20 protein-coding genes and 1 tRNA gene are annotated in these 18,831 nt (G+C 69.5%); 13 read left to right on the top strand and 8 right to left on the bottom strand.

Annotated elements, in window-relative coordinates; all coding sequences use genetic code 11:
• Window positions 1–99 precede the first annotated feature (99 nt).
• Window positions 100–402 carry a 4a-hydroxytetrahydrobiopterin dehydratase gene (locus TSH58p_RS12290; RefSeq protein ID WP_109071848.1) on the top strand — a complete coding sequence of 101 codons (303 nt, stop codon included), beginning with the start codon at window positions 100–102 and terminating at the stop codon, window positions 400–402.
• A gap of 21 nt (window positions 403–423) precedes the next feature.
• On the opposite strand, the gene modD is transcribed toward TSH58p_RS12290, so the two are convergent.
• Genes modD through TSH58p_RS12265 form a run of 5 tightly spaced genes read right to left on the bottom strand, consistent with a single transcriptional unit; the run spans window position 424 to window position 3,837 of the window.
• Window positions 424–1,251, bottom strand: coding sequence for a ModD protein (gene modD, locus TSH58p_RS12285; protein ID WP_109071847.1), 828 nt, complete (start codon window positions 1,249–1,251; stop codon window positions 424–426).
• A gap of 19 nt (window positions 1,252–1,270) precedes the next feature.
• Window positions 1,271–2,281, bottom strand: a complete 1,011-nt coding sequence (locus TSH58p_RS12280) for a magnesium transporter CorA family protein (RefSeq protein WP_109071846.1) — start codon at window positions 2,279–2,281, stop codon at window positions 1,271–1,273.
• Window positions 2,278–3,186: a bifunctional methylenetetrahydrofolate dehydrogenase/methenyltetrahydrofolate cyclohydrolase FolD gene (folD, locus tag TSH58p_RS12275; protein ID WP_109071845.1), complete on the bottom strand. Its 909-nt coding sequence runs from the start codon at window positions 3,184–3,186 to the stop codon at window positions 2,278–2,280. The genes TSH58p_RS12280 and folD overlap by 4 nt, the downstream gene beginning before the upstream one ends.
• On the bottom strand, window positions 3,179–3,553 hold the full coding sequence (locus tag TSH58p_RS12270; protein WP_109071844.1) for a DUF167 family protein: 375 nt from the start codon (window positions 3,551–3,553) through the stop codon (window positions 3,179–3,181). The genes folD and TSH58p_RS12270 overlap by 8 nt, the downstream gene beginning before the upstream one ends.
• The gene (locus TSH58p_RS12265) at window positions 3,553–3,837 is read right to left on the bottom strand and encodes a YggT family protein (protein WP_014238675.1); all 285 of its coding nucleotides are present in this window, start codon (window positions 3,835–3,837) and stop codon (window positions 3,553–3,555) included. The genes TSH58p_RS12270 and TSH58p_RS12265 overlap by 1 nt, the downstream gene beginning before the upstream one ends.
• A gap of 207 nt (window positions 3,838–4,044) precedes the next feature.
• On the opposite strand from TSH58p_RS12265, the gene TSH58p_RS12260 reads away from it, so the two are divergent.
• Window positions 4,045–4,120, top strand: a tRNA-Ala gene (locus TSH58p_RS12260).
• 143 nt (window positions 4,121–4,263) lie between these two features.
• Here the strand turns inward: TSH58p_RS12260 and TSH58p_RS12255 are convergent.
• The 3 genes from TSH58p_RS12255 to ccmA form a co-directional block, all read right to left on the bottom strand.
• On the bottom strand, window positions 4,264–5,181 hold the full coding sequence (locus TSH58p_RS12255; RefSeq protein WP_109071843.1) for a restriction endonuclease: 918 nt from the start codon (window positions 5,179–5,181) through the stop codon (window positions 4,264–4,266).
• A gap of 107 nt (window positions 5,182–5,288) precedes the next feature.
• Window positions 5,289–5,954, bottom strand: coding sequence for a heme exporter protein CcmB (ccmB, locus tag TSH58p_RS12250; RefSeq protein ID WP_014238686.1), 666 nt, complete (start codon window positions 5,952–5,954; stop codon window positions 5,289–5,291).
• Window positions 5,951–6,640, bottom strand: a complete 690-nt coding sequence (ccmA, locus tag TSH58p_RS12245; RefSeq protein ID WP_109071842.1) for a heme ABC exporter ATP-binding protein CcmA — start codon at window positions 6,638–6,640, stop codon at window positions 5,951–5,953. The genes ccmB and ccmA overlap by 4 nt, the downstream gene beginning before the upstream one ends.
• Window positions 6,641–7,020: 380 nt before the next feature.
• Between ccmA and TSH58p_RS12240 the strand changes: the two genes are divergently transcribed.
• The 11 genes from TSH58p_RS12240 (at window position 7,021) to TSH58p_RS12190 (ending at window position 18,831) form a co-directional block, all read left to right on the top strand.
• Window positions 7,021–8,700 carry a putative transporter gene (locus tag TSH58p_RS12240; protein WP_109071841.1) on the top strand — a complete coding sequence of 560 codons (1,680 nt, stop codon included), beginning with the start codon at window positions 7,021–7,023 and terminating at the stop codon, window positions 8,698–8,700.
• 70 nt (window positions 8,701–8,770) lie between these two features.
• Complete coding sequence (locus tag TSH58p_RS12235) at window positions 8,771–10,450, top strand: putative transporter (protein ID WP_109071840.1); 1,680 nt, start codon at window positions 8,771–8,773, stop codon at window positions 10,448–10,450.
• Window positions 10,451–10,607: 157 nt separating this feature from the next.
• A complete protein-coding gene (locus tag TSH58p_RS12230) occupies window positions 10,608–11,414 on the top strand; it encodes an ABC transporter ATP-binding protein (RefSeq protein WP_014238681.1) in 807 nt (268 codons plus the stop codon).
• 121 nt (window positions 11,415–11,535) lie between these two features.
• Window positions 11,536–12,372 (top strand): transporter substrate-binding domain-containing protein, encoded by an 837-nt coding sequence (locus TSH58p_RS12225; RefSeq protein WP_109071839.1) that lies wholly within the window; start codon window positions 11,536–11,538, stop codon window positions 12,370–12,372.
• Between the two features lie 91 nt (window positions 12,373–12,463).
• Window positions 12,464–13,168 (top strand): ABC transporter permease, encoded by a 705-nt coding sequence (locus TSH58p_RS12220; protein ID WP_035669705.1) that lies wholly within the window; start codon window positions 12,464–12,466, stop codon window positions 13,166–13,168.
• Window positions 13,169–13,171: 3 nt separating this feature from the next.
• Complete coding sequence (locus TSH58p_RS12215) at window positions 13,172–13,861, top strand: ABC transporter permease (RefSeq protein WP_035669708.1); 690 nt, start codon at window positions 13,172–13,174, stop codon at window positions 13,859–13,861.
• 203 nt (window positions 13,862–14,064) lie between these two features.
• Window positions 14,065–15,126: a DMT family transporter gene (locus tag TSH58p_RS12210; protein WP_109071838.1), complete on the top strand. Its 1,062-nt coding sequence runs from the start codon at window positions 14,065–14,067 to the stop codon at window positions 15,124–15,126.
• A gap of 236 nt (window positions 15,127–15,362) precedes the next feature.
• Window positions 15,363–16,082: a heme ABC transporter permease gene (locus TSH58p_RS12205; RefSeq protein ID WP_109071837.1), complete on the top strand. Its 720-nt coding sequence runs from the start codon at window positions 15,363–15,365 to the stop codon at window positions 16,080–16,082.
• A 31-nt stretch (window positions 16,083–16,113) separates the two neighbouring features.
• Window positions 16,114–16,332 (top strand): heme exporter protein CcmD, encoded by a 219-nt coding sequence (gene ccmD, locus TSH58p_RS12200; protein WP_035669739.1) that lies wholly within the window; start codon window positions 16,114–16,116, stop codon window positions 16,330–16,332.
• The gene (ccmE, locus tag TSH58p_RS12195) at window positions 16,329–16,784 is read left to right on the top strand and encodes a cytochrome c maturation protein CcmE (protein ID WP_038525715.1); all 456 of its coding nucleotides are present in this window, start codon (window positions 16,329–16,331) and stop codon (window positions 16,782–16,784) included. Before ccmD ends, ccmE begins: the two co-directional genes overlap by 4 nt.
• A gap of 55 nt (window positions 16,785–16,839) precedes the next feature.
• A complete protein-coding gene (locus TSH58p_RS12190; protein WP_109071836.1) occupies window positions 16,840–18,831 on the top strand; it encodes a heme lyase CcmF/NrfE family subunit in 1,992 nt (663 codons plus the stop codon).

Below are 18,831 nucleotides of genomic sequence, written 5' to 3'. Positions count from 1 at the left end.
GCCCAGGCCAAGCGGCGCTAAACCGGAAGACGGATTTGATCCACAATCGATCCGTGTCCGTTACGCCTTGCAGTGGTCAACCAACAACGGGGGGAAGGAATGTCGGACAAGCTGGTGGGTGCCAAGCGGCAGACCGCGCTGAAGGAACTGCACGGCTGGGCGGAGGTGCTGGAGCGCGACGCGATCCGCAAGACCTACCATTTCCCCGACTTCCCCACCGCCTGGGGCTTCATGAGCCAGGTCGCGCTGCTGGCGGAGCGGGTGAACCACCATCCGGAATGGTTCAACGACATGGGCCGGGTGGAGATCATCCTGTGCACCCGCAGCGCCGACGGCCTGACCCAGGCCGACGTCGATTTCGCCCACCGCGTGGACCAGATCGCCCCGAACCGCGAGCGCTGATCTCCACGCGTCCGGAGCGCGTCACGCCGGTTCCAGAACCACCTTCACGTCCGCCGGGCGCCCGAAGAAGGGCGCGGTGGTGACCAGCAGGGGACAGCCGGCGGCGGCGTAGGCCGCCGCGTTGTCCTCCGTCACGCCGCCCGCCGCCGCGACGACCGGCGGGCGCGGCAGGCCGCGCGTCGCCTCGACCACGGCGCGGGCCTCCTCCGGCGTGCGCTTCTCCAGTTGAAGCACGTCGGCCCCGGCCCGGGCGAAGGCGATGGCATCGGCCACCGTGTCGACCTCGACCACGATCTTCTTTTCCGGCGCCCGGCGGCGCAGGTCGGCGATCCAGGACTCCGGCGGGCCGGACAGGAAGGCGCGGTGTTCGGGAAAGACCAGGATGGTTTCCGACAGGCCCAGCCGGTGCATCACCGCCCCACCGGCCAGCACCGCCTTGATAGACAGGTCCTTGGCGCCGGGAAAGTTCTTGCGGGTGCAGGCGACGGTCACGCCGGGGGCGGCCTCGACGATGCGGCGGGCGCGGGAGGCGATGCCGGAGGCGTATTCGACCAGCGTCTGGGCCACCTTCCAGCCGCGGTGCAGCGCGCCCGCCGGGCCGTGCCCCTCCAGGAAAGGCGCCCCAGCCTCCACCGCCGTGCCGCTGGGCCGGACGGACGTCACCGTGCCGCCGGCCTTCTCGATCAGGCGGGCGGCTTCCTCGGTCCCGGCCAGCACCATGGCGCCGCGCGCCGTGAACCGGATGCGCGCCGGGGCGGCGGCGATGCCCAGCGAGTCGGTGGTCAGGTCGCCGTAGGGAACGTCCTGGGCGAGGAGCGCGTCGAGCGCGGCATCGGACAGGACGATCATCGGCGGTTCCTTTTTCCGGTTAAAGCCACCCGCGGCGGCGGAAGTACCAGAGCGGCACCACGGCGGACAGCACCATCAGCACGATCGCCATGGGATAGCCGAAGCTCCAGTCCAGCTCGGGCATGTAATGGAAGTTCATGCCGTAGGCCGACGCGATCAGCGTCGGCGGCATCAGCGCCACCGAGACGACCGAGAAGATCTTGATGATCGCGTTCTGCTCGATGTTGATCAGGCCGAGCGTGGCGTCGAGCAGGAAGTTCGCCTCGTGCGCCAGGAAGCCGGCGTGCTCGTTCAGGGACCGCAGGTCGCGCGTCAGGGTCTTCAGCGCGGCCTTCTGCTCCTTGGTCAGCCGCCCGGCGGCGACGGAGGAGAGGAAGGCGACCAGCCGGTCCAGCCCGGCGAGGCTGTCGCGCACCTTGTGCGTCAGGTCGCCGGCCCGCCCGATGCCGCGCAGCACGTCCTGCAGCTCGTCCGGCTTCTTGGCGGCCCGCCCGCCACCGCCGCCACCGCTGAGCCCGCCGCTGTTCAGCGAGTCGGTGAAGATGCGCGCGGACAGCCCGTCGATGCGGGCGCCGATCAGCTCCAGCACGTCGGCCACCCGGTCGATCACCGCGTCGAGGATGCCCAGCAGCGCGTCCTCCGCGCTGGCCAGAAGCTCCGGCTGGCGGCTGGTCCGCGCGGCGAAGGTGGCGACGGAGCGCGGCTCGGTGAAGCGCACCGTGATCATGTGCCGGGGGGTCAGCACGAAGGTGACCTCGCCCTGCTCCGGCATCGGCGAATCGGCCCGCGCGATCACCGAGGAGGTGAGGTAGACGGCCTCCCCCTCGGTGTAGAGCTGGCTCGACGCCTCGATTTCCTTCATTTCCTCGCGTGTCGGCAGGTCGCAGCCGGTGACGGCGCCGACATGCGCGCGTTCCGCCTCGTCGGGGCGGAGGAGGTCGATCCACACCGTGTTGGGCGGCAGCGGCTCGCCGAGGGCGAGCGGCTGCTCGACCACGCGGCCGCCCACCCGGGCGTGGACCGTGATCATGCAAGGGCCTCGGCGGGGACCGGCGCGCCGGCGGCGCGGCAGGCGGCGGCCAGCGTGTTCAGCATCAGGCAGGCGATGGTCATCGGCCCGACGCCGCCCGGCACCGGGGTGATGGCGCCGGCGACCTTGACCGCCTCGTCGTAGGCGACGTCGCCGACCAGCTTGGTCTTGCCCGGCTCGGTCGGGTGCGGCACGCGGTTGATGCCGACGTCGATGACCACGGCGCCCGGCTTGATCCAGTCGCCGCGCACCATCTCCGGACGGCCCACCGCGGCGACCAGGATGTCGGCGCGGCGGCATTCGCCGGGCAGGTCCTGGGTGCGGGAATGGGCGACGGTGACCGTGCAGTCCTGCTGGAGCAGCAGCTGCGCCATCGGCTTGCCGACGATGTTGGAGCGGCCCAGCACCAGCGCCCGCTTGCCCTTCAGGTCGTTGCCCAGCGTGTCGCGGAGCAGCAGCAGGCTGCCCAGCGGCGTGCAGGGCACGATGGCGCCGGCGCCGCCGGTCGCCAGCAGGCCGGCGTTGACGACGTGGAAGCCGTCCGCGTCCTTTTCCGGGACGATGCGGGCCAGCACGCGGGCGGTGTCGATGTGCCTGGGCAGGGGAAGCTGGACCAGGATGCCGTGCACCGCCGGATCGGCGTTCAGCCGGTCGACCAGGGCCAGCAGCTCCGCCTCGCCGAGGTCGGCCGGCATGTGGTGGTCGAAGCTGTTCATGCCGAGGTCGGCCAGGGCCTTTTCCTTGGACCGGACATAGACCTGGCTCGCCGGGTCCTCGCCCACCAGCACGACGGCGAGGCCGGGGGTGACGCCGTGGCTGGCCTTGAGCGCGGCCACACCCTCCGCCACGCGGGCGCGCAGCCCCGCGGCGAACGCCTTGCCGTCGATGATCCTCGCCTCAGCCATCGCTCTTCCCACCATTGCTGCTCACCGGCTCGCCGGTCGAGGTTTCCACCAGCGCCGTCAGTCGGCGCATCAGGTCGGCCGGATCGCCGGCCACATGGACAATCTTGTTCCGGTCGGTGGCGCCGGCCACCACCGTCAGGCTGGTCTTGGGCAGTTTCCACGCCTTGGCCAGCAGTTTCACCACCGCCTCGTTCGCCTTGCCGTTCTCCGGCACGGCGGTGACGGTCACCTTCAGGGCCGTTCCTCCGGACGCGGTGGCGGCCAGCCCGGCGATGGCGTTGCGCGACGCCTTGGGCGTCACCCGCAGCGCCAGCCGGACGCCGTCCGCCACCGCTTCGAAGGGAGCGGCCTCGAAAGGTCCCGTCATCAGAAGCGCGGCCAGTATTCCGCCATCAGGTTGCGGATGAAGAAGATCAGCAGGATCAGCGCGATCGGCGACAGGTCCAGGCCGCCCATGTTCGGCAGGACTCGGCGGATCGGGCGCAGCACCGGTTCCGTGATGCGGTAGAGGAAGTCGCCGATGACATAGACCGCGCGGTTGCGGGTGTTGACGACGTTGAAGGCCACCAGCCAGCTCAGCACCGCCGAAGCGATGAGCAGCCAGACATAGAGGCTGAGAACGGTGTCGATCAGCAGGTAGAGCGCAATCATGCCCGGCCCGTCCCTTTATTGTCCGATTTTGCGGGGCACCCTAAGCACAAGCGGCGAGTGCTGTCCAGTGCTGCGCGGCGGTCCACCGCCATGCCCTTGGGCATCCCCTTGCGCGCAACCGCCGATGCCCGTGATCGGGCGCGTTCAGAGGGCTTGACAGGCCCCCTCAGCATCACCATTATCCGCCGCACGCCGGGAACGGTGTGTGGGGCCGTAGCTCAGCTGGGAGAGCGACGCGTTCGCAATGCGTAGGTCGGGAGTTCGATCCTCCTCGGCTCCACCAATTCCCCCCAAGACAGTGATGCGACACAGGAATTCGCCTGGAAGCGGCGGAATTCCCCGCGGTGTGACACCGCTCTGTCGTACGACGGCTTTGACCGAATCGCCTCCATCCCTGCATAGAATTTCCCGGCATAGAACCGCTGGCTACTCGAAGAAGTCCTCATCCACACGCTTGATGTGCAGGGTCTCCTCAATCCGGCAGCCGACCTCGTGCCGGATCATCAGCTTGGCCAGTTGGATGCCGTCGATCAGCACGATGCGGGTGCCGAGCCGGTCGGCGGTCTCCCGGGCTGACGTGGTAAAGGCGGAGGTGGTAACGAACAGCCCCTTGGTCGCCTTGAACAGGTTCAGGCTGCCGAAGAAATCACGGATCGCCCCGGCTCCGACGGTGTTCCCGTCGGCGTAACGCTTGGCCTGGACATAGACCCGATCCAGCCCGAGCGGGTCCTGGTCGATGATGCCGTCCACACCATCGTCACCCGATTTGCCGACCAAAGCCTTGTCGAGTTCCGTCACCGACCCGCCGTAGCCCATGGTGATCAGCAGGCGGACCACGGTCTTCTCGAAGAAAGCCGGCGTCCCGGATCTCACTCGCTGGAGGATTTCCTCCGCCAATGATGCCTCAATCCGCACATGGGCTTGCCGCATCACCTCATCGGGGGTCAGAGAACTCTCGGCAACCGAAAGCACGACCTCGGCCGCCTCGACCGCCCCAGCCTCGCCATCGCGGAAACCTTTGAAGCTCGGGAATTGCTCCAAGAACCGGACGGTGATCCGGTCAGGGGGCGAATTCAGCACCTGCCGGCCGGTCTCGGTGATGCGGAAATGTGCCCGTCGGGTCAGTTCGACCAACCCGGCTTTGCTAAGATAGCTCTTCGCCCAACTCACGCGGTTGCCGAAGGTCGTCTGTTGCTTCGACGGCACGAGATGAGCCCGCTCCTCGTCGGTCAGGGCAAACTCATCCGCAAGAATGTCCACCACGTCGCGGATGCGGACCTCGCCACCCCCGGCGGCGGTCTTCAGCACGGGGAGCATCAGGGTCTGAAAATCGGGAATACCCATCGCAAGCCCAACGTCTCTTCAAAAGTGTGCAGGGCGGCGGCACTCTATCAGACCGGGTGCGGCAGGCAATGGCGTTCCAGATCACGACGGCGCCCCGTAAGACTCCCCTACTCCACCGCCTGACGCAGGGCGGCGGCGCTCGCCCAGGGGGCCAGCGGCAGGGCGCCGGCCAACAGGCCGCCCAGCAGCAGCAGATGCGGGCGCGGGGTCAGGCCGTTCAGCGCGGCGTCGATGGCCCCGGCGCCGAAGATCAGCACGGGGATGTAGAGCGGCAGGATCAGCAGCGACAGCAGCACGCCGCCGCGCCGGGCGCCCAGAGTCAGCGCCGCCCCGATGCTGCCGATCAGGCTGAGGATCGGCGTGCCGACCAGAAGAGTCAGCACCAGCACCCCGAACCCCTCCGCGTCCATGTTCAGCAGCAGCGCGAGCAGCGGGGCGGCGGCGATCAGCGGCAGGCCGGTCACCAGCCAATGGGCCAGCGTCTTGGCCAGCACCACCGCCTCCATCGGCAGGGTGGACAGCGACAGCAGTTCCAGCGAACCGTCCTCGTAGTCGTTCTGGAACAGCCGCTCCAGCGACAGCAGCGAGGCCAGAAGGGCGGCGACCCAGATCACCCCGGCGGCGATGCGGGCGAGGATGTTCGGCTCCGGCCCGACGCCGAAGGGGAACAGCACCACGCACAGAACGAAGAACATCACGGCGATGCTGGCGTCCGACCCCTGGCGCAGCGCCAGCCGCAGGTCGCGCCCGATCAGGCGCAGGAAGCGGGTCATGCCGCGTCCTCCTCGTCCGGAAGATCGTCGTCCTCGCCCCCATCGTCCTCACCGTGAAGGACGGGGGTGAAGTCGTCGAGGTGCAGCTCGCCGGCGCCGGGCATGGCGATGTCCACATGGGTGGAGACGGCGACCATGCCGCCGGCGGCCCGGTGCTCCGCGATGATCTCCTCGAACAGGGCGATCGCCGCGCGGTCGAGCGCCACGGTCGGCTCGTCCAGCAGCCACAGGGCGGCGGGGGCGGCGATGATGCGGGCGAGATTCAGGCGCCGCTTCTGCCCCGCCGACAGGTAGCGCCCCGGCACGTTGGCGATGTGCGGCACGCCCAGCCGCTCCAGCGCCTTCAGCGCGTTGCCCCGCGGGTCGGCGGCGCCGCCCAGCGTGGCCCAGAAGGACAGGTTCTCCACCGCGCTCAGCACCGGCTTCACCGCGTCGAGATGGCCGACGTAATGGATGCGGCCGCGGTGGGCGTCGGGATCGTCGGTCACCGGCACGCCATCCCAGGAGAGCTGGCCGCGGATCGGCTTGAGCAGCCCGGCCATGACGCGCAGCAGGCTGGACTTGCCGCTGCCGTTGGGGCCGAGCAGGAACAGCGCCTCCCCCGGCGCGATCCGGAAGTCCAGCCCGGTGAAGACCAGCCGGTCGCCACGGAGGCAGGTCAGCGCGGAACCGGCGAAAACGGGCATGGCGGCGGGGCGGGCTCTTGCGGTGGACGGGGCGGGGGGAGCTATAGCACAGCCCGTCCGGGCGCCAAAAAGAAACGGCCCCAAAAAAGAAACGGCCATCGCAAGGGGGTTCTTGCGATGGCCGCCGATCCAGCCGGGGCCTGGCTGGGGGCGCCGGAAAACCGGAGCCCTGATCGTCGCTTAGGGGCCGGACCGCAGGGGTTCACAGGTCCGGCCAGCCACTTCATGCCGTAAGGCTCCGTCCGGTTTAGGGCCAGAAAGTGGCGAAATTTTGATCCGGGGAATGTCCCTTTCCATTCCAGGGCATTGCCCGGGCGGAGCGGAGCGGGCATTCATAGGCGCCTTCGCCCTTCGCGGCTCAACCGGACCGGGTGCCTGCCATGACCGTGCTGATCGACCTCTTCAACGGCCTTCCCGACATCGCCCGCATCATGCTGATGCTCAGCGTGGTGGCGGCGTCGGGGCTGGCGCTGGGGCAGATCAAGCTGCGCGGCGTGGGGCTGGGCATCGGCGGCGTGCTGTTCGCCGGCATCGCCGCCGGGCACGTCGCCAAGGCGCTGGGCCTGACCTTCGACCATCACGTCCTGCATTTCATGCGGGAGTTCGGGCTGATCCTGTTCGTCTACACCATCGGCGTTCAGGTCGGACCCGGCTTCTTCGCCGCCCTGAAGAGGTCGGGCCTGACGCTGAACCTGCTGGCCGCCTCGCTGGTCGGGCTGGGGGTGCTGGTGGCGGTGGCGATCCACGAGATCGGCGGGGTGCCGCTGCCGGCGGTGCTGGGCATCTTCTCCGGCGCCGTCACCAACACGCCGTCGCTGGGTGCGGCGCAGGAGATGCTGCGCGAGGTCGGGGCCTCGGCGGCGGAGATCAACACGCCGAGCCTCGGCTACGCCGTCGCCTATCCCTTCGGCATCGTCGGCATCCTCATCACCATGGGGCTGATCCGCGTCGTCTTCCGCATCGACCCGGTGGCGGAGGCCGAAGCCTTCGAGCGCAAGCGCCGCGCCCAGGTCGAGACGCTGGAGACGCTGGACGTCGCCGTGCGCAACCGGTCGGCGATGGGGCTGCCGCTGCGCGACATGGAGCTGTTCGGCGACCAGGGGGTGATGGTCTCCCGCCTGCTGCGCGAGGGGCGGCTCCAGGTGCCGCACCCGGACACCTGCCTGCGGGCCGGCGACGTCGTGCATCTGGTCGGGCCGCGCGTCAAGCTGGAGGCGACGAAGCGCCTGCTCGGCGAGGCGGCGGAGGTGACGCTGACCACCAAGGGCACGGACATGCGCTGGGACCGGCTGGTCGTCACCAGCGAGCATGTGCTGGGCAAGGCCATCGGCCAGCTCGACCTCGCCGACGCCTACGACGTGGTGGTCAGCCGGGTCAACCGCGCCGGCGTGGAGCTGGTGCCGAGCCCGGCCCTGCACCTCCAGTTCGGCGACATCCTGACCGCCATCGGCAAGCCGTCGGACCTCCAGCGGGTGGCGGCGCTGATGGGCAACTCGGCGCGGCGGCTCCAGCAGGTGGAGTTCGTGCCGGTCTTCATCGGCATCCTGCTGGGCGTGCTGCTCGGCTCCATCCCCTTCTACATTCCGGGCATGCCGGCGCCGCTGAAGCTGGGGCTGGCCGGCGGGCCGCTGGTGGCGGCGATCCTGCTGGCGCGCATCGGGCACATCGGGCCGCTGGTCTGGTTCATGCCGCCGGCGGCCAACATGGCGCTGCGCGAGATCGGCATCGTCCTGTTCCTGGCGGTGGTCGGGCTGATGTCCGGCGACCGCTTCGTCGAGACGCTGGTGCACGGCGACGGGCTGCTGTGGATCGGCTGCGGCGTGCTGGTGACGCTGATCCCGCTGCTGGTCGTCGGCTTCATCGCGCGGGCCTTCGCCCGGCAGAACTACCTGACGATCTGCGGCCTGCTGTCCGGCAGCATGACGGACCCGCCCGCGCTCGCTTTTGCAAACGCAATGAGCGCATCGGAGGCTCCCGCCCTCGCCTATGCCACTGTTTACCCTATGGTTATGTTTCTGCGTATCCTTGCGCCGCAGTTGATCGTCCTGTTCCTCTGGTAAGGGGCGGCCCGGCGGGGGCGCCTCCCACGGGATCGGCGGGCGGTCTGTCCTCGCGTGAGGAGACGCGGCCATGCACGCGCTCATCGACCTCTTCCTGGCCATGCCGCCGATCGCGCGCGTGGTGTTCATGCTGGGCGTCACCTCGGCCCTGGGGCTGGCGCTCGGCCACATAAGGCTGCGCGGGGTCGGGCTGGGCATCGGCGGCGTGCTGTTCGCGGGAATCGCCGTCGGGCACTTCGCCAAGCAGGCGGGGGTGACGCTGAACGGCGAGATGATGGAGTTCATCCGCGACTTCGGCCTGATCCTGTTCGTCTACACCATCGGCATCCAGGTCGGCCCCGGCTTCTTCGCGGCGCTGAAGAAGTCCGGGCTGGCGCTGAACGGGCTGGCGCTGCTGATGGTCGGGTCGAGCATCCTGCTGACCGCCCTTCTGGTGCTGCTCGACCTCGTGCCGCTGGGCTCCGGCCTCGGCGTCTTCGCGGGCGGGGTGACCAACGCCCCGGCGCTGGCCGCCTCGCAGCAGGTGCTGAAGGAGGTCGGGGCCGACGCCGCGGTGATGGCCCTGCCCGGCCTGGCCTTCGCCGTCACCTACCCCTTCGGCATCGCCGGCAACCTGCTGGCCATGGCGGTGGTGCGGATCGCCTTCCGCATCGACCCGCAGGAAGAGGCCAGGGCCTTCGAGGCCGCCCGGCGCGCCGAGGTCGCGGCGCTCGACACCATGGACATCGCCGTCACCAACCCGGCCCTGCGCGGGGTGCGGCTGGGCGACCTCACCATGCTGCAAAGCCTGGGGGTCTGCGCGTCGCGGCTGCTGCGCGGCGGCCAGCTCCGCGTGCCCGGCGAGGACACCCGGCTGGAGGAGGGCGACGTGCTGCACGTGGTCGGCCCGCGCCCGAGGCTGGAGCAGGTCCGCCTGCTGATGGGGCGGGAGGCCGACGTCCGGCTGACCACCAAGGGCAGCGACCTGCGGTGGGAGCGCATCGTCGTCACCGCCAACCCGGTGCTCGGCCGGTCCATCGCCGCGCTGAACCTCAAGGGGGCGTGCGACGTGGTGGTCAGCCGCGTCAACCGCGCCGGTGTGGAGCTGGTGCCCAACGCCGCGCTGAAGCTGCAGTTCGGCGACATCCTGACGGTGATCGGCAAGCCCGACGACCTCAAGGCCGCCGCCTGCATCATCGGCAATTCGGAACGGCGGCTGCAGACGGTGGAGATGATCCCGGTCTTCGTCGGCATCACGCTGGGCGCGCTGCTCGGCGCCATTCCGCTGTTCCTGCCGGGCATGCCGGCGCCGCTGCGGCTGGGCATGGCCGGCGGGCCGCTGATCGCCGCCATCGTGCTGGCGCGCATCGGGCATATCGGGCCGCTGGTCTGGTTCATGCCGCCCGCCGCCAACCTCGCCCTGCGCGAGATCGGCATCGTCCTGTTCCTCGCCGTGCTGGGCATCGCCTCGGGCGACCGCTTCGTCGAAACGATGGCGAGCGGCGCCGGGCTGCCCTGGATGGCCTGGGGCGTGCTGGTGACCATCGTGCCGCTGCTGCTGACCGGGCTGCTGGCGCGCGGCGTGATGAAGCTGAACTTCCTCAGCATCTGCGGCGTTTTGGCCGGGGCGCAGACCAACCCGCCGGGCCTCGCCTACGCCAACGCGGTCGTCGCGTCGGAGGCGCCGGCGCTGGCCTACGCCACCGTCTACCCGCTGGCCATGTGCCTGCGCATCCTGGCGCCGCAGCTTCTGGTGCTGATGCTGTGGTGAAAAACCCGCCGGCTTGCCCCATCGCGCGGTTGCCCCGCGGCCTGTAAAATCCGCGTTGCGGGAGTTTGTCCGGCGGTCTAGCCTAGCGGCACCGTCCAGGGTTGGGCGGTCCAGACCGTTCCCCGCCCCGTCCCCGTTCCCCGCCAGCAAGCCCCGCATGCACCGACACCCGCCCACGAATCCCAACGCCCCCGAAGCCGTCCTCGTCGAGAATGTCCACAAGCGCTTCGGCCCGCTGGAGGTGCTGAAGGGCGTCTCCCTGACCGCGCGCGAAGGCGACGTCATCACGCTGATCGGCTCCTCCGGCTCCGGCAAGAGCACGCTGCTGCGCTGCATCAACATGCTGGAGGTGCCGGACGAGGGGCGGATCGTCATCGGCGGCGAGGCCATCGGCCTGAAGAAGGCGCGCGGCGGCCAGACCGTCCCCGCCGATTCCCGGCAGGTGGACCGCATCCGCACCCGGCTCGGCATGGTGTTCCAGAGCTTCAACCTCTGGACCCACATGACCATCCTGGAGAACGTCATCGAGGCGCCGGTCCATGTGCTGGGCGTCCCGAAGGCGGAGGCGGTGGACCGCGCCCGCAAGCTGCTGGACAAGGTGGGCATCCTGGCCAAGGCCGAGTCCTACCCGGTGCAGCTGTCCGGCGGGCAGCAGCAGCGCGCCGCCATCGCCCGCGCGCTGGCCATGCAGCCCAAGGTGATGCTGTTCGACGAGCCGACCTCCGCGCTCGACCCCGAACTGGTGGGCGAGGTGCTGCTGGTCATCCGCCAGCTCGCCGAGGAGGGCAACACCATGATTCTCGTGACGCACGAGATGGGCTTCGCCCGCGAGGTCGCGTCGGAGGTGGTGTTCCTCCACCAGGGCCGGATCGAGGAGCGGGGGCCGCCCGACCGGGTTCTGGTCAATCCGGAATCGGACCGCGTGCGACAGTTCCTGTCGCGTCACCTGTCCGGCGGCGGCTGAATCGGTCGCGCGAGGACGGCCCGCTCAATTCCCTTGACTGGCGCTGTAAAACCGTAAACCTCAGAGCCTGCCCGAGCATAAGAGCCATCCATAAGGGCATCAGAACAGAGGAGGTTTTCCCGTGAAGAAGATCGTTGCGGCCCTGGCGCTCGGCGCCATCGTTGCGGTCGCCGGCACCGCTGCCGAGGCCAAGGAGTGGAAGAAGATCCGCATCGCCACCGAGGGCGCCTACGCCCCCTGGAACGCGACGGACCCGTCGGGCAAGCTGGTCGGCTTCGAGCCGGACCTCGCCCTGGAGCTCTGCAAGCGGATCAAGGCCGAGTGCGAGATCGTCGCCCAGGATTGGGACGGCATGATCCCGGCCATCCAGCAGGGCAAGTACGACGCCATCATGGCGGCGATGTCGATCACCGACGAGCGTGAGAAGGTCATCGCCTTCGCCGGCCCCTACGGCACCGAGCCGTCGATGTTCGGCACCATGAAGAATTCGCCGCTCGCCAAGGCGACCTTCCCCGGCGAGCGCTACGACCTGTCCAAGGACGACCCGAAGGCCGCCATCGCCGCCCTGGCCGACGCGCTGAAGGGCAAGACGGTCGGCGTGCAGACCTCGACCATCCAGGCGAACTTCATGGAGAAGCTCCTGCCGCAGGTGGCGGTCCGCACCTACGACAAGCTGGACAACGCCGGCATCGACATGGCCGCCGGCCGCGTCGACGCCATCTTCGGCGACCGTTCGGCGGTGGACGCCATCCTCAAGGCGGACGCCGGCAACGGCATGACCCTGTTCGGCCCGGCCTTCGCGCGCGGCGTGCTGGGCAAGGGCGTGGGCGTGGGCCTGCGCAAGGCCGACGGCGACCTGAAGGAGCTGTTCAACAAGGCCATCGCCGAGGCCAACCAGGACGGCACCATCACCAAGCTGAGCACCCAGCACTTCGGCTACGACATCTCGATCAAGTAAAGCCCTATCGCAGCAAGGGATGTCCCCCTCTCCTCCGTCGCGGGGGGAGGGGAACCCGGTTCGGAGCCCTTTCGGAGCCCTTTCGGAGCGCATGTTCGAACTTCTCTCCTTCGGCCCGAACGGGTGGGGCGGCCAGCTTCTCGGCGGGGCCGCGATGACGGTCGCCGTGTCGGTGTCGGCCTTCGTCCTCGGCCTCGTCTTCGGATCGCTCGGCGCGTCGGCGAAGCTCAGCCGCAACCTCGCCCTCACCGGCATCGCGGAGGTCTACACCACCGTCGTCCGCGGCGTGCCCGAGCTGCTGGTCATCTACCTGCTGTTCTTCGGCGGCAGCGGCGCGGTCATGGCCGTCGGCCGGGTCTTCGGCTACGAGGGCTACATCGAGCTGAACGCCTTCTCCATCGGCGTGCTGGCGGTCGGTCTGATCTCCGGCGCCTATTCGACGGAGGTGATCCGCGGCGCGGTCCAGGCGGTGCCCCACGGCCAGATCGAGGCGGCGCGCGCCTGCGGCATGTCGCGCTGGCTGATCCTGCGCCGCATCCTGGTGCCGCAGACCCTGCGCTACGCCCTGCCGGGGCTGGGCAACGTCTGGCAGCTCACCCTGAAGGACACGGCGCTGATCTCCGTGACGGCGCTGGCCGAGATCATGCGCGTGTCGCACGTGGCGGCGGGGTCGACCCGCCAGCCGTTCCTGTTCTACACCACCGCGGCGGTGCTCTACCTCCTGCTCACCACCGTATCGACGGTGGCGTTCGAGCGGGCGGAACGCTACGCCAATCGCGGCGTGCGGAGGGCCTGACCCATGAACTGGGAACTGATGTGGGACAGCGTGCCCACCCTCCTGCGCGGCGTTCCGGTGACCCTGCAGCTGGTCGGGCTGGCGCTGCTGTTCGGCGCGGGCGTGGCCTTCGCGGTGGCGCTGCTGCGGCTGTACGGCAACCGCGTCACCGAGCGGCTGATGGCCGCCTACGTCTTCGTGTTCCGCGGCACGCCGCTGCTCGTCCAGATCTTCCTGATCTATTACGGCATGGGCCAGTTCGAGCTGGTGCGCAGCAGCTTCCTCTGGATCTACCTGCGCGAGCCCTTCTGGTGCGCGATCCTGGCGCTGACGCTGAACACCGGCGCCTACACCAGCGAGATCCTGCGCGGCGCCATCCTGTCGGTGCCGCAGGGCCAGATCGAGGCGGCGCGGGCCTGCGGCATGTCGCGCACGCTGCTGTTCCGCCGGATCGTGATGCCGGTGGCGATCCGCCAGATGCTGCCGGCCTACGGCAACGAGGTGATCCTGATGGTCAAGGCCAGCTCGCTCGCCAGCACCATCACGCTTCTGGAGATCACCGGCATCGCCCGCAAGATCATCGCGCAGAGCTTCGCGGTGTTCGAGGTGTTCATCGTGGCGGGCAGCATCTATCTGCTGCTGAACTTCATCGCCTCGCGCCTGATCCGCTACGCGGAGTGGCGCATGACGCCGTACCTGCGGGCGCGGGGGTAGCTGCCGGCCCCCACCCCGGCCCTCCCCCGCTCTCAGCGGACCTATGGTCCGCTTGCCGCGTCAGCGCAAACCTTTGGTTTGCGCGAGAGCTGACGCAGGGGAGGGAGATTTTGCGAAGCGGCGTCTGTCCCCTCCCCTGCGAAGCGGGGGAGGGTTAGGGTGGGGGCAAGGGTTCCCTCACTCAACAGGCGTGCGAGGCGCTCATGCCCCGAACCGGCGCGACGACCGCCATCCTGGCCGCGGCCCTTTTCGGCCTCAGCACGCCGCTGGCGAAGCTGCTGGTCCATGACCTGTCCCCCTGGATGCTGGCGGGCCTGCTCTATCTCGGCTCCGGGATCGGGCTGGGGCTGGTCCGGCTGGTCCGCGGGCTGACGGGAACGCGGAAGCGCGGCGAACGCGGCCTCCGCGGCGCCGAGTGGCTCTGGCTGCTCGCCGCCGTTGCTGCCGGGGGAGTCGCCGGGCCGGTTCTGCTGATGGCCGGACTGGCGGCGACGCCGGCATCGACCGCCTCGCTCCTGCTCAATCTGGAAGGGGTGTTCACCGCCCTGCTGGCGTGGTTCGTCTTCCGCGAGGGCGTCGACCGGCGCCTCGTCGCCGGGATGGCCGCCATCGTGGCGGGGGCGGTCGTGCTGTCCTGGGGCGGACCGGTGAGCCTGGACGGAGCGAACCTCGCCGCCGGCTGGGGACCCGCCGCGGTCGCCGCCGCCTGCCTGATGTGGGCGGTGGACAACAACCTGACCCGCAAGGTGTCGCTGGCCGACCCGGCGGACATCGCCATGATCAAGGGTCTGGTGGCCGGCACCGTCACTGTCGGGATCGCCCTGGCGCTCGGCGACGGCGCGCCCGCGCTGCCGACCGCGGCGGCGGCGATGCTGGTCGGGCTGCTCGGCTACGGCGTCAGCCTCGTGCTGTTCGTGGTCGCCCTGCGCCACATCGGCGCCGCACGCACCGGGGCCTATTTCTCGACGGCCCCCTTCGTCGGGGGCATCGCCTCCCTGGCGATCTTCGGGGAGCCCGTGACGCTCGGGCTGGCGGCGGCGGCGGTCCTGATGGGAGTCGGCGTCTGGCTGCACCTGACCGAGGACCACGACCATGAGCACGACCATGACGAGATCGAGCACGACCACCCGCACATCCATGACGAGCACCACCGGCACCATCACGACGGCCCGGTGAGCGAACCGCACAGCCACCGTCACCGCCATGGACGCCTGCGGCACCGGCACCCCCACTTTCCGGACGCCCACCACGCGCACACCCATTGAGCGCGGCTTCGCCCATTCGGCCGGGCCTGCCGGACTTTTTCACCCGCCCTGCACCAACGTAGCATGGAAAGGCCGCGTCAACCCGTCGTACCGTCAGTGCGACAGGCCGCCGCACCGTCCTGAAAACACCACGGTGTGCGGCCATGTTTCCTGACCAAGATCAAGGCGAAACCCCTCGCGCTGGGGCATCACTGAGCTTATATCGTCCGCAGCACGACCAGAGGCCCATAGGTCCTATGCATCGATTTGCAAATCCTGCCCGCTTCCAGCGCCTGTCGGCGGCGATCCTGCCCTGGACGGCGGGGGCGACCGTGATCCTGCTGATCGTCGGGCTCTACATCGCGCTGGTCGGCTCGCCCCGCGACTACCAGCAGGGCGACACCGTGCGGATCATGTACATCCACGTGCCCGCCGCCTGGATGAGCCTGTTCGTCTACGTCAACATGGCCATCGCCGCCGCCTGCGGGCTGGTGTGGAAGCATCCGCTGGCCGACCTGTTCGCCAAGGCCGCCGCCCCGGTCGGCGCCGGCTTCACCCTCATCTGCCTCGTCACCGGCTCGCTGTGGGGCGCGCCGATGTGGGGAACGTGGTGGGTGTGGGACGCGCGGCTGACCAGCGTGCTGATCCTGTTCTTCCTCTATCTCGGCTACATGGCGCTGGTGAACGCCTTCGACGACCCGCAGCGCGGGACGCGGGCGGGCAACGTGTTGCTTCTCGTCGGCATCGTGAACGTGCCGATCATCAAATTCTCGGTGGACTGGTGGAACACCCTGCACCAGCCGGCCAGCGTCATCCGCATGGGCGGACCGACCATCGACGGGTCCATGCTGGTCCCGCTGCTGGTCATGGCGCTGGGCTTCACCGCCTACTTCATCACGGTGGTCCTGCTGCGCCTGCGGGCGGAGATCGTGCAACGCAAGATCCAGACGATGCGCCTGACCGAGGCGCAGGGCTGAGGCACGGGAACAGGCTGGGCCGGAGGCAAGGATGGCAGAGTTTTTCGCGATGGGCGGCTACGCCGCGTATGTCTGGTCGTCCTACGCCCTGGCGGCGCTGGTGATGGTCGGCCTTCTGGTCGCCACGCTGAAGGCGCTGCGCGGCGCCGAGACGACCCTGAAGGCGCTGGAAGGCAGCCGCCCGCCGCGGCGGCGCCGGGCGCGCAACGGAGCCGCGGCGTCGCCCGCGGCGGAGGTTGGTGAAGGATGACCCGCAAGAAACGGCGCCTCTACATGCTGGGCCTCGCCCTGCTGGGCCTTGGCGCGGCCACCGCCCTGACGCTGACGGCGTTCGAGGACAACATCGTCTTCTTCTTCAGCCCGACGCAGTTGCAGACCCAGGACATCGGCGACCGCAACTTCCGCCTGGGCGGCCTCGTCGAGGAGGGCAGCGTCAGCAAGATGCCCGACGGGGTGACGACGCAGTTCCGCGTCACCGACACGGTGCACACCGTCGCCGTCAGCTACCGCGGCCAGCTTCCCGACCTGTTCCGCGAGGGCCAGGGCGTCATCACGGAAGGCCGCATGATCAACGGCGTCTTCCAGGCGCGCGAGGTGCTGGCCAAGCACGACGAGAACTACATGCCGCCGGAGGTCGCCGCCGCGCTGAAGGAGGCGGAGCACTTCAAGGCGAACTCGAAGGAGCAGAAGCCCAGCTCGTGACGCTGGCGGCTTCCCCACTCCTCCTCATTCCGTTCTTCAAGGGAGCATCGGGCCCGTGATTCCCGAACTCGGCCATTACGCGCTGGTGCTGGCGCTGTTCGTGGCGCTGGTGCAGTCCGGCGTCCCCCTGGTGGGTGCCGCCACCGGCAACGCCGCCTGGATGGGCGTCGCCCGCCCCGCCGCCATCGCCCAGATGCTGCTGGTTCTGGTCGCCTACGGCGCCCTGACCTGGGCGCATGTGGTGTCGGACTTCAGCGTGTCGAACGTGGTCGCCAACAGCCACTCGATGAAGCCGATGCTCTACAAGGTGTCGGGCGTGTGGGGGAACCACGAAGGCTCGATGATGCTGTGGGTCGTCATGCTGACGGTGTTCGGCGCGGCGGTCGGCATCTTCGGGCGCAACCTGCCGCCCTCGCTGAAGGCCCGCGTCATCTCCGTCCAGGGCATGATCGGCGTCGGCTTCCTGCTGTTCATCCTGATCACGTCGAACCCCTTCATCCGCGTGGTTCCGGCGCCGCTCGACGGCAACGACCTGAACCCGCTGTTGCAGGACCCCGGCCTCGCCTTCCACCCGCCCTTCCTCTACGCGGGTTATGTCGGCTTCTCCGTCGCCTTCTCCTTCGCGGTCGCCGCGCTCATTGAAGGGCGCGTGGACCCGGCCTGGGCGCGCTGGGTGCGGCCCTGGACGCTGGCCGCCTGGTCGACGCTGACCGCCGGCATCGCGCTCGGCTCCTGGTGGGCCTATTACGAGCTGGGCTGGGGCGGCTGGTGGTACTGGGACCCGGTCGAGAACGCGTCCTTCATGCCCTGGCTGGCCGGCACCGCGCTGCTGCACTCCGCCATCGTGGTGGAGAAGCGCGACGCGCTGAAGACCTGGACCATCCTGCTGGCGATCATCACCTTCTCGCTGTCGCTGATGGGCACCTTCCTGGTGCGCTCGGGCATCCTGACCTCGGTCCACGCCTTCGCGGTGGACCCGGCGCGCGGCGTCTTCATCCTGGTCCTGCTGGCCATCGCCACCGGCGGCTCGCTGCTTCTCTACTCCGTGCGGGCGCCCAGCCTGAAGACCGGCGGCCTGTTCGCCCCGGTCAGCCGCGAGGGCTCGCTGGTGCTGAACAACCTGCTGCTGTCCACCGCGACGGCGACGGTGTTCATCGGCACGCTCTACCCGCTGTTCCTCGACGTGCTCGACCTCGGCAAGGTGTCGGTCGGCCCGCCCTTCTTCAACGCCACCTTCATCCCGGTCGCCATCCCGATGGTGATCGCCATGGTGGTCGGCCCCTTCCTGGCCTGGAAGCGCGCCGACCTGCTGGGCGCCCTGACCCGGCTGTGGACGGCCGCCGTGGCGACCGTGGCCTGCGTCGCCATCGCCGCCTACGTGACCAACGGCGGCGGGCCGCTGCTGGCGCTGGTCGGGGTCGCGCTCGCCGCCTGGTCCTTCTTCGGCTCGCTGGCCGAGTTCGCCGAGCGCATCCGCCTGTTCCGCATCCCGGCGAAGGACAGCTGGAACCGCGCGGTCAACCTGCCGCGCAGCGCCTGGGGCATGACCATCGCCCACGCCTCCATGGGCATCGCCATCGCCGGCATGACCGGCACCTCGGCGTGGCAGAGCGAGACGATCAAGGCGATGAAGCCGGGCGACAACGCCACGGTCGGCGCCTACGCCGTGCATTTCGACCGCGTCGGCACGGTGCAGGGGCCGAACTACAGCGCCGAGCAGGGCGTCTTCACCGTCACCCGCGACGGCAAGACCATCGCCACCCTGACGCCGCAGCGCCGCAGCTACCCGGTCACCCGCATGACGACGACCGAGGCGGCGATCCACACCACCTGGCTGTCCGACGTCTATGTGGCGCTGGGCGACCCGACGCAGAACGGCACGGCCTGGACGGTGCGGCTGTACCATCACCCGCTGGTGCCGTGGATCTGGATCGGCTCGCTGGGGATGATGCTGGGCGGGCTGGTCAGCCTGTCCGACCGCCGCTTCCGCGTCGGCGCCCCGGAGCGCCGCCGCGCCGCCAAGGGCAACCTTCAGCCCGCCGAGTAA

The sequence above is a fragment of the Azospirillum sp. TSH58 genome (assembly GCF_003119115.1).
Taxonomy (GTDB): Bacteria; Pseudomonadota; Alphaproteobacteria; order Azospirillales; family Azospirillaceae; genus Azospirillum.
The sequence above is the reverse complement of the archived record's forward strand: the minus strand, read 5'-3'. Positions and strand labels throughout refer to the sequence as shown.

Coding starts and splice junctions, on each gene's coding strand:
- TSH58p_RS12290 (WP_109071848.1), top strand. CDS start 100: ATGTCGGACAAGCTGGTGGGTGCCAAGCGGCAGACCGCGCTGAAGGAA.
- modD (WP_109071847.1), bottom strand. CDS start 1,251: ATGATCGTCCTGTCCGATGCCGCGCTCGACGCGCTCCTCGCCCAGGAC.
- TSH58p_RS12280 (WP_109071846.1), bottom strand. CDS start 2,281: ATGATCACGGTCCACGCCCGGGTGGGCGGCCGCGTGGTCGAGCAGCCG.
- folD (WP_109071845.1), bottom strand. CDS start 3,186: ATGGCTGAGGCGAGGATCATCGACGGCAAGGCGTTCGCCGCGGGGCTG.
- TSH58p_RS12270 (WP_109071844.1), bottom strand. CDS start 3,553: ATGACGGGACCTTTCGAGGCCGCTCCCTTCGAAGCGGTGGCGGACGGC.
- TSH58p_RS12265 (WP_014238675.1), bottom strand. CDS start 3,837: ATGATTGCGCTCTACCTGCTGATCGACACCGTTCTCAGCCTCTATGTC.
- TSH58p_RS12255 (WP_109071843.1), bottom strand. CDS start 5,181: ATGGGTATTCCCGATTTTCAGACCCTGATGCTCCCCGTGCTGAAGACC.
- ccmB (WP_014238686.1), bottom strand. CDS start 5,954: ATGACCCGCTTCCTGCGCCTGATCGGGCGCGACCTGCGGCTGGCGCTG.
- ccmA (WP_109071842.1), bottom strand. CDS start 6,640: ATGCCCGTTTTCGCCGGTTCCGCGCTGACCTGCCTCCGTGGCGACCGG.
- TSH58p_RS12240 (WP_109071841.1), top strand. CDS start 7,021: ATGACCGTGCTGATCGACCTCTTCAACGGCCTTCCCGACATCGCCCGC.
- TSH58p_RS12235 (WP_109071840.1), top strand. CDS start 8,771: ATGCACGCGCTCATCGACCTCTTCCTGGCCATGCCGCCGATCGCGCGC.
- TSH58p_RS12230 (WP_014238681.1), top strand. CDS start 10,608: ATGCACCGACACCCGCCCACGAATCCCAACGCCCCCGAAGCCGTCCTC.
- TSH58p_RS12220 (WP_035669705.1), top strand. CDS start 12,464: ATGTTCGAACTTCTCTCCTTCGGCCCGAACGGGTGGGGCGGCCAGCTT.
- TSH58p_RS12215 (WP_035669708.1), top strand. CDS start 13,172: ATGAACTGGGAACTGATGTGGGACAGCGTGCCCACCCTCCTGCGCGGC.
- TSH58p_RS12210 (WP_109071838.1), top strand. CDS start 14,065: ATGCCCCGAACCGGCGCGACGACCGCCATCCTGGCCGCGGCCCTTTTC.
- TSH58p_RS12205 (WP_109071837.1), top strand. CDS start 15,363: ATGCATCGATTTGCAAATCCTGCCCGCTTCCAGCGCCTGTCGGCGGCG.
- ccmD (WP_035669739.1), top strand. CDS start 16,114: ATGGCAGAGTTTTTCGCGATGGGCGGCTACGCCGCGTATGTCTGGTCG.
- ccmE (WP_038525715.1), top strand. CDS start 16,329: ATGACCCGCAAGAAACGGCGCCTCTACATGCTGGGCCTCGCCCTGCTG.